The 8,003-nt window shown below is 68.0% G+C and carries 6 protein-coding genes and 1 tRNA gene; 4 read left to right on the top strand and 3 right to left on the bottom strand.

The features are described 5' to 3' along the window. On the bottom strand, positions 1-815 hold an 815-nt coding region (locus ACLFMY_RS07440; protein WP_410763992.1), incomplete at its 3' end, for an ATP-binding cassette domain-containing protein. Between the two features lie 90 nt (positions 816-905). Here ACLFMY_RS07440 and ACLFMY_RS07435 point away from each other — a divergent pair. After that, the gene (locus ACLFMY_RS07435; protein WP_410763991.1) at positions 906-2,765 is read left to right on the top strand and encodes a VWA domain-containing protein; all 1,860 of its coding nucleotides are present in this window, start codon (positions 906-908) and stop codon (positions 2,763-2,765) included. Positions 2,766-2,799: 34 nt separating this feature from the next. After that, on the top strand, positions 2,800-3,423 hold the full coding sequence (locus ACLFMY_RS07430; protein ID WP_410763990.1) for a hypothetical protein: 624 nt from the start codon (positions 2,800-2,802) through the stop codon (positions 3,421-3,423). A gap of 86 nt (positions 3,424-3,509) precedes the next feature. Here ACLFMY_RS07430 and murB read toward each other — a convergent pair whose 3' ends face one another. Next, complete coding sequence (gene murB, locus ACLFMY_RS07425) at positions 3,510-4,622, bottom strand: UDP-N-acetylmuramate dehydrogenase (RefSeq protein ID WP_410763988.1); 1,113 nt, start codon at positions 4,620-4,622, stop codon at positions 3,510-3,512. Continuing rightward, a complete protein-coding gene (locus ACLFMY_RS07420) occupies positions 4,622-5,608 on the bottom strand; it encodes a hypothetical protein (protein ID WP_410763986.1) in 987 nt (328 codons plus the stop codon). Before ACLFMY_RS07420 ends, murB begins: the two co-directional genes overlap by 1 nt. Before the next feature lie 198 nt (positions 5,609-5,806). Between ACLFMY_RS07420 and metG the strand changes: the two genes are divergently transcribed. Together metG and ACLFMY_RS07410 are read left to right on the top strand one after the other, a co-directional pair. Beyond that, entirely contained in the window at positions 5,807-7,867 is a 2,061-nt protein-coding gene (gene metG / locus ACLFMY_RS07415; protein WP_410763985.1) for a methionine--tRNA ligase, read from the top strand. 56 nt (positions 7,868-7,923) lie between these two features. Further along, positions 7,924-8,000, top strand: a tRNA-Met gene (locus ACLFMY_RS07410). Positions 8,001-8,003: the final 3 nt, after the last annotated feature.

Below are 8,003 nucleotides of genomic sequence, written 5' to 3'. Positions count from 1 at the left end.
TCCTGCTTCATCGCCTTCTGGTGAGCGGACTCCGCCTTCTCTTCCTGCTCGAGACGCTTCTCCTTCGCCTCCAGCCACTGCGAGTAGTTGCCCTCGAAGGGGATGCCCTGCCCGCGGTCGAGCTCCAGGATCCAGCCGGCGACGTTGTCGAGGAAGTAGCGATCGTGGGTGACCGCGACCACGGTGCCGGGGAATTCCTGCAGGAACCGCTCCAGCCAGGCCACCGACTCGGCGTCGAGGTGGTTGGTCGGCTCGTCGAGAATCAGCATGTCGGGGTTGGACAGCAGCAGGCGGCAGAGGGCCACGCGGCGACGCTCACCACCGGAAAGCAGTGTGACGTCGGCATCCCAGGGCGGCAGGCGCAGCGCGTCGGCGGCGACCTCGAGCTTGCGGTCGAGATCCCAGCCGCCACCGGCCTCGATCTTGTCCTGCAGCTTGCCCTGCTCTTCCATCAGGGCCTCGAAGTCGGCGTCCGGGTCGGCGAACTGCTCGGAGACCTTGTTGAAACGCTCCAGCAGTTCGGCCATCTCGCCGACGCCGTCCATGACGTTGCCGCGCACGTCCTTGTCCGGGTCGAGATCCGGCTCCTGCTTGAGGTAGCCGATCTTGGTGCCCGGCTGCGGACGGGCCTCGCCGATGATGTCCTTGTCCTCGCCGGCCATGATGCGCAGCAAGGTCGACTTGCCCGCGCCGTTGTAACCCAGCACGCCGATCTTGGCGCCCGGGAAGAAATTCAGGTTGATGTCCTTGAGGATATGCTTTTTCGGCGGGACGACCTTGCCCACGCCGTTCATGGTAAAGATGTACTGAGCCATAAATGTCGTGACGACTGCTAAATTGAGGCGAATGGAAGGACGGGCGCCATCGACGGACTGCCCGATCCGGGCACGAAGGATACCAGCACTATGCCGCGAGTTGATGCATGCCGCGCCATAAAACCGTCTCCCCGGCCGGAAATCGGCGGGAAACGGTTGCTTGGGCAGTTAGTCATTGTTTTTACCCTATGGTTCCCGGCGCTTTCATCCGCCGAACAGCCTCCGGAGATCCATGTGCTCATCGATGTCTCCGGCAGCATGAAGGAGACCGATCCCGACAACCTGCGCGGCCCGGCGCTACGCCTGCTCGCCGACCTGATCTCCGAACGCAGCCGGGTGCAGGTCGACCTGTTCGGCGACCGGGTGAGCACCCTGCTCCCCGCCGCACAGGCGGACGCGGAAACCCGGCGGCTGATGCGCGAGGCCGCCGGTCGGATTCGATCCGACGAGCCGCTCACCGACATTCCCGCCGCGCTCGAGGCGGCCGACCGCGAGTGGGCCGACACGGTGCAGCGCCACGTCATCCTCCTGTCCGATGGAAGGGTCGACGTCTCCGGCCAGGACGACGGCAACGCGTCCGCCACGGCGTACCTGCGCGACGAGGTGATCCCCTCGCTGGTCGAATCCGGGGTGCAGGTCCACACCGTGGCCCTCTCGGCGTCAGCCGACACCGACATGCTGGCCGAGATCGCCGATCGCACCGGCGGGCTGGCCATCTCGGCACGCAGCAGTGCCGACCTGCAACGCGCCTTTCTCGCCCTGTTCGAGGCCACCGCCCCGCGGACCGGCCTGCCCCTGGCAGACAACCGGATCCAGGTGGACGACAGCGTGCGCGAACTGACGCTGGTGATCTTCCGCGAAACCGGGGCCGATCCGACCCGGGTCAGGCTCCCGGACGGCGAGGAAGTCGACGTGGAACGAGCCGAGGGGAGGGACGGCTGGCGCTGGGACGACAGCGCGGGGCGTGACCTGGTCACCGTCTCCCGCCCCGCCCCCGGAACCTGGGAGCTGCTGGCCCGGGAGGATCCCGACAACCGTGCCCTGGTAATCACGGACCTGGACCTCGCGATGTCGGAGGTGCCGGGCCGGGTCCATCCCGGCGAGATCATCGAGGGCCACCTGGTGCTTACCGACCGCGGCAAGCCGCTGATCGAACCCCGGCTGGCCGCCGAGATGACCATGACGGTGCAGGTGCTCGACCCGGAGGGAGAACCGGGTCCGTCCATGACACTCGACGACCGCGGGGACGGTGACGACCGCAGAGAACGCGACGGCTACTACGACTTCCGTCTCGCCCTGCCGGACCTGGCCGGTACGCATACCCTGGTCGGACGAATCGAGGGGCCCACCTTCGAACGGGTGATCCGCCGGAAGGTCGCACTCTCCCCGACCCGGCCATTCGAGGTGCGGCTGCTGCCCGCCGAGGAGGACGACGAAAGTCACGCTCCCCCCACCCTGGTCGTGGAACAGGACGATTCCATCGTCGACCCGGAGGCCACGCGGCTGGTAGCCGAGATCCTGTGCCCGCGGAGCGAGGCCAACCGGACGGAGGTGACGCTGACCGGATCCCTGAGCCGAATTGCCCTCCCGCCGCGCGTCTCGCCGGCCTGCCGCCTCAGCGGGGAGATCAGCGGGCGCTCGCGGGAAGACCGGGAAGTCCGCCTACCGTTCGAACTGGAGGTCCCCGAGCCCCCGGCCCGGGCGAATCGGGCGAACACGGCCCTGCCCGCCGACACGGCGTGGAAAACCCCCAACTGGTTGCCAAACGAATCCGTGAGCGCCCATGGCGACACCCCTTCCCGGAACCAGGACCGGGTCGATCTGAGCGAGCATCAGGCCGCCATCTGGCAGGGCCTCGTCGCTCTGCTGGCGCTCGTCTTCCTGACCGTCGCCCTGATGATGGGAACCGCCAGGGCCCGGCACCGCCTGATCGACCGGGCGCGATCATGAACCACTCCCCAGAGACCAGTATCCTGTTCACCGCATGACCATTCCGTCCTATTTCCTGAGCCCCGAGTGGGCCATCATCGCCACCCAGCTCCTCGCTGGCCTCGTCGCGCTCGTCCTCGTGCTGGCATGGGCCCTTCACCGCCGCCACCGTCATCAGGTCGCGGCGGCACGCCGGATCATCGAGGACCGGGGCGCCATCCGCCGGGCCGGAGAGGCTGTCCTGGAGCGCCAGCTCGCCCGTCATCACCCCGGGCTGCCCCTGCCGGCCGACCTGCGCGCGGCTTACGGCGATCGCAGCCTGAAGCTGCTCGAGCCACTGGTCGCGGCGTGGCTGGAGCCGACACAGCACGACCTCTCCGAGGTCATGCGACGGCTGCTGGAGATCCGGCAGGAAGACCTCGACGAGTGGCTTGCCTCGAGCGCATTCACGGAACGCGGGAATCCGCCCCTTTCACCCGACTCCCTGCGACGCCTCGGTGAGCTCGCCGACAGCCCCGACCAGTTCGCCCGCCTTGCCGGGGATCGCCAAGCCGCCCGGTTGGCCGAGGCCCTGTGGCTGATCGAGGCGCTCGATGCCGGCGAGGATGCCGAGACGGCACGGCGGCAGGCGGCCGAGCGCCTGCGGGCCGTGACCGACAGGGCGGCGGATTCGGCCTGACGGCCGACAAGCCCCGGAAACGACAAAGGCCCGCACTTGCGAGCCTGTTCTTCTGCCGTTGATCGAAACCCCGTCGATCCGGGTGATCACTCCGTCGCGTCGACCCCGATGATCCGTGGCTCGGCCTGCAGGGTGACTCCAAACGTCGCGGCGACCGCGTCGCGCACGCGCCGGGCCAGCGACCAGAACTCCTCCCCCGACGCACCCCCGTGGTGAAGCAGCACCAGGGCGTGCTCCGGTGAAACGCCCACGTTGCCTTCCCGCTGCCCCTTCCATCCCGCCTGTTCGATCAGCCAGCCGGCCGACAGCTTCACGCCATCGCCACCACAAAGCTCGAACTGCGGCATGGCCGGCCATCGCCGCCGCAATTCCGCCGCGCGTTGGACCGAAACGACGGGGTTCTGGAAGAAACTGCCCACGCTCCCCGGCCAGCCCCGGCGCCAGTCGGGCAACTTGCGGCGACGTATCCGCGTGATGATCTCCGCGTACTCGAGCGGCGTGATCGACTCCGGCTCACGCCCGTTTCGCGCCGCCCAGTCGGCAAGGGCGTCGGCCACCCCGGGATAGGTCGCCGGGGGCCAGCCGTCGGGACGCTCGCGGGAAAGGCTCAGCGCCACGCGCGTAATCAGCCACCGCCCGGTCTCCCGCTTGAAACGACTGCTGCGGTAGCCGAACGCGCACTCCTCGGCCGACAGCCGGCGAAGCCTGCCCTCGAGGCGATCATAGGCCTCGACCCAGACCACGCGCTCGCCGATCTCGGTGCCGTAGGCGCCCACGTTCTGCACCGGCGCGGCGCCCACGGTCCCGGGGATCTCGGCCAGCGCCTCCAGCCCGTACCAGCCCTCGACCGCGGTTTCCCGGACCAGCTCGTCGAGCCCCTTGCCCGCTTCCACGACGACCTTGACCGCCGAGACCGCCTTCGCCGTCATCCACGAACGGGAGGCCGCCACCCGCACGGCACGTCCGACCACGGGGGCGACGAACACGAGATTCGATCCGCCGCCGATCACCTGCACGGCGGGGTCGGCGAGCCATTGCCCCACCTCCGGGTCCGAGAACACGGACGGGGCGGTATCCAGCATTACCAGTTCCCGGCCTGCCCTGGCCGGCAGGCGAAGGGTGTTCTCGACCGGGACGTCCTCGCGCCACTCGTAGGGCACCGGGCCGGCCGGGCCCGAGGGACGATCTGTCCGGGACATCAGTCGCCGTTTCCCGTGTGCCTGCCGGCGAGCGCGTCCCCTTGGTCGGCGTCGACCGCCGCCTCCGGGATCTCGATCGCCGCCTCGCCCCGGGTGATCACCTGGATGATCGACTCGACCACGATCTCGGGCTGGTTCATCGGCGGGGTGTCGACGTTGATCAGCTTCTGGCGCGCATGGCGGGTGGTGATCACCCCCTGGTGCCGGGCCTCGTGGTCCGCGCAGACGCAGACACCGGGAATGCCGAGCGCGGCGGCCAGCCAGCCGGTCAGGTTGCTGCCGGTCAGCACGTAGCGGCTCTGCGTCAGGCGTCTTCGGTAGTCGACCGCGTCGCCCGGCGGACTGGCGCCCAGGTCGTCCAGCGTGACCCCGGTCTCGGCCAGGCGGCGCCGCAGCAGTGCCCGCCCGTCCTCGCCGAACGGCAGGGCCCGGGTATCGAGCAGCAGTTCGGTGACGATCGGCTCGGCCTCGATCTGCAGCCCGTAGTCCGGGTTCAGGTCGTGCAGCGAGTAGTCGAGGTGGGCGGCGAACAGCATCCGCACGCCCTGCACGCGGTGCAGGTCACCCGGCACGGGGAACGGCGAGTCGTAGGGCTGGCGGCCCGACGTCCGACCGTCCTTGCCGGACGAAAGCGACATGCCGACCGACCGGCCCGGCAGCCGAACGGCCGCGGCGATCGTATCGCTACGACCGAAGGGGTCGATCAGGGTATCGCAGCGTGCCAGTTCCGGATGCTCGCGCAGCAGCGCGCCCCACGCCCCGCGGGCCTTCCAGCCGGATGCGGTCCACCAGGGTGCGGTCAGCGAATCGAGGGGGAAGGACACGACCTCGTCCACGGCGGGATGCAACCCCGCCCAGGCGGCGTTCGACGGCCCGGTCAGCACGGTGAAGGCCAGCCCCGGCCGGGCGCGCGACGCGTCCGTCAGGGCGGGGAAGATCGGGACGATCTCGTCCGGGAGATCGGGGGCGACAATCACGATACGCATGGATTACGGCGATCCTTGCTGGAATGAGCGGGCAATGAGTCGTTCGGGGTTTCCGGGGTGTCCTGCATGCTAAACTGCCGCGCCTCGAATCACCAACGACTCAGCCGCCATGGCCAGATCGCAGGCGCGCCCCGGGACGACTCCCGGCGGACGGATCTCTGGCCATGCAAGCCACCCGATCGACAGACAACGAATCGCATGGACAAACAACGCCGGATCCTGGTCACCTCTGCCCTCCCCTACGCCAACGGCCCGCTGCACCTGGGACACGTCATCGAGACCATCCAGACGGACATCTGGGTGAGGGCGCACAAGCTGTTCGGGCACGACTGCCGCTACGTCTGCGCCGACGATACCCACGGCACGCCCATCATGCTGCGCGCCAAGCAGGAGGGCATGACGCCGGAGGAACTGATCACCAAGATGCATCACCTCCACGAGGCGGATTTCGCCGGATTCGGCATCGGTTTCGACAACTTCGGCAGTACGCACACGGACGACAACCGCCGGATGGCCGAGGAGATCTTCACGAAACTCGATACCGCCGGGCTGATCAGTCGCCGGACCATCAAGCAGGCCTACGACGAGTCGGAGGGCATGTTCCTCCCGGATCGCTTCATCAAGGGCACCTGCCCGAAATGCGGTGCGACCGACCAGTACGGCGACAACTGCGAGGTCTGCGGGGCGACCTATACCCCCACCGAGCTGAAGAACCCGAAGTCGGTACTGTCGGGGACCACGCCGGTCGAACGCGACTCCGAGCACTACTTCTTCGACCTGCCGAAGCTGGCCGACCGGCTGCAGGCCTGGCTCGACGAGGCCGAGGTCCAGCCGGCGATCAAGGCCAAGCTCAACGAGTGGTTCGAATCCGGGCTGCAGTCCTGGGACATCTCGCGCGACGCGCCCTACTTCGGCTTCGAGATTCCCGGGGCGCCGGGCAAGTTCTTCTACGTCTGGCTGGACGCGCCGATCGGCTACATCGGCTCGTTCATCGAGCTGGCCCGCCGCGAGGGGCTGGACTTCGACGACTTCTGGGGCGCGGAGGCGACCACCGAGCTGGTGCACTTCATCGGCAAGGACATCGCCTATTTCCACACCCTTTTCTGGCCGGCGACGCTGATGGGCGCGGGCATGCGCAGCCCCGACGCGGTGCACTGCCACGGTTTTCTCACGCTCAACGGCGAGAAGATGAGCAAGTCGCGCGGGACCTTCATCAAGGCGCGTACCTACCTCGACCACCTCGATCCCGAGGCGCTGCGCTACTACTTCGCCGCCAAGCTCGGCGCGGGGATCGACGACATCGACCTCAACCTCGAGGACTTCCGCCAGCGGGTGAACTCGGACCTGGTCGGCAAGGTGGTCAACATCGCCAGCCGTTGCGCGGGCTTCATCAAGAAGCACTTCGACGGTCGACTGGCCGCCGAGCTGGAACGCCCGGAGCTGCACGGCGAGATGACGCAAGCCGCCGCCGGCATCGCCCAGCGCTACGAGCGCCGCGAGTACTCGGCCGCCATGCGCGAGATCATGGCGCTGGCCGACCGGGCCAACCAGTACATCGACGAGCGCAAGCCCTGGGTGCTGGCCAAGGACGAGGCGACCCGCGGCGAGGTCCAGTCCATCTGCACGGACGGCATCAATGCCTTCGCGGTGCTGATGACCTACCTCTCGCCGGTCCTGCCGAAACTGGCCGCGAAGGCCGCCGAGTTCCTGAATGTCGAGGCGCTGACCTGGCAGGGGCTGGAGACGCCGCTGCTGGATCACTCGATCAACAAGTTCAGGCCGATGATGCAGCGGATCGAGGAGTCCTCCATCGAGGCCCTGCTGGCAGCGGCCCGCGAGGATGCCGTCGACGAGGCCAGGACCAAGGCCGGCGGCAACGCCAACACCGCAAAGGAGAAAGCCGTGACCCGTGAAATCGAGCCGATCGCCGATACCATCGACATCAACCAGTTCGCCGCGGTCGACCTGCGCATCGCGAAGATCGTGGAAGCCGATCACGTCGAGGGCGCGGACAAGTTGCTCCGTCTGCAACTCGACATCGGCGAGGAGCGTCCCCGCCAGGTATTCGCGGGGATCAAGGCGGCCTACGATCCGGCCACGCTGGTGGGCCGGATGACGGTCATGGTGGCCAACCTTGCCCCGCGCAAGATGAAGTTCGGCATCTCGGAAGGCATGGTCCTGGCCGCCGGATCCGGCGGGTCCGACCTGCACATCCTCTCACCCGACGAGGGCGCGACCCCCGGGACGCGGGTGAAGTGATTTCTTCAAGGGGATGACAGGGACGCCGAAATCTGTATAATCATCCCCATACCAGACGCGGGATGGAGCAGTCCGGTAGCTCGTCGGGCTCATAACCCGAAGGTCGCAGGTTCGAATCCTGCTCCCGCAACCAGAT

This window comes from Guyparkeria sp., assembly GCF_046545975.1.
Classification (GTDB): domain Bacteria; phylum Pseudomonadota; class Gammaproteobacteria; order Halothiobacillales; family Halothiobacillaceae; genus Guyparkeria.
This window is presented reverse-complemented; position numbering and strand designations above follow the sequence as displayed.

Excerpts from the sequence above, each read along its gene's own strand:
- ACLFMY_RS07435 (WP_410763991.1), top strand. The coding sequence starts at position 906 with ATGCCGCGAGTTGATGCATGCCGCGCCATAAAACCGTCTCCCCGGCCG.
- metG (WP_410763985.1), top strand. The coding sequence starts at position 5,807 with ATGGACAAACAACGCCGGATCCTGGTCACCTCTGCCCTCCCCTACGCC.
- ACLFMY_RS07430 (WP_410763990.1), top strand. The coding sequence starts at position 2,800 with ATGACCATTCCGTCCTATTTCCTGAGCCCCGAGTGGGCCATCATCGCC.
- murB (WP_410763988.1), bottom strand. The coding sequence starts at position 4,622 with ATGTCCCGGACAGATCGTCCCTCGGGCCCGGCCGGCCCGGTGCCCTAC.
- ACLFMY_RS07420 (WP_410763986.1), bottom strand. The coding sequence starts at position 5,608 with ATGCGTATCGTGATTGTCGCCCCCGATCTCCCGGACGAGATCGTCCCG.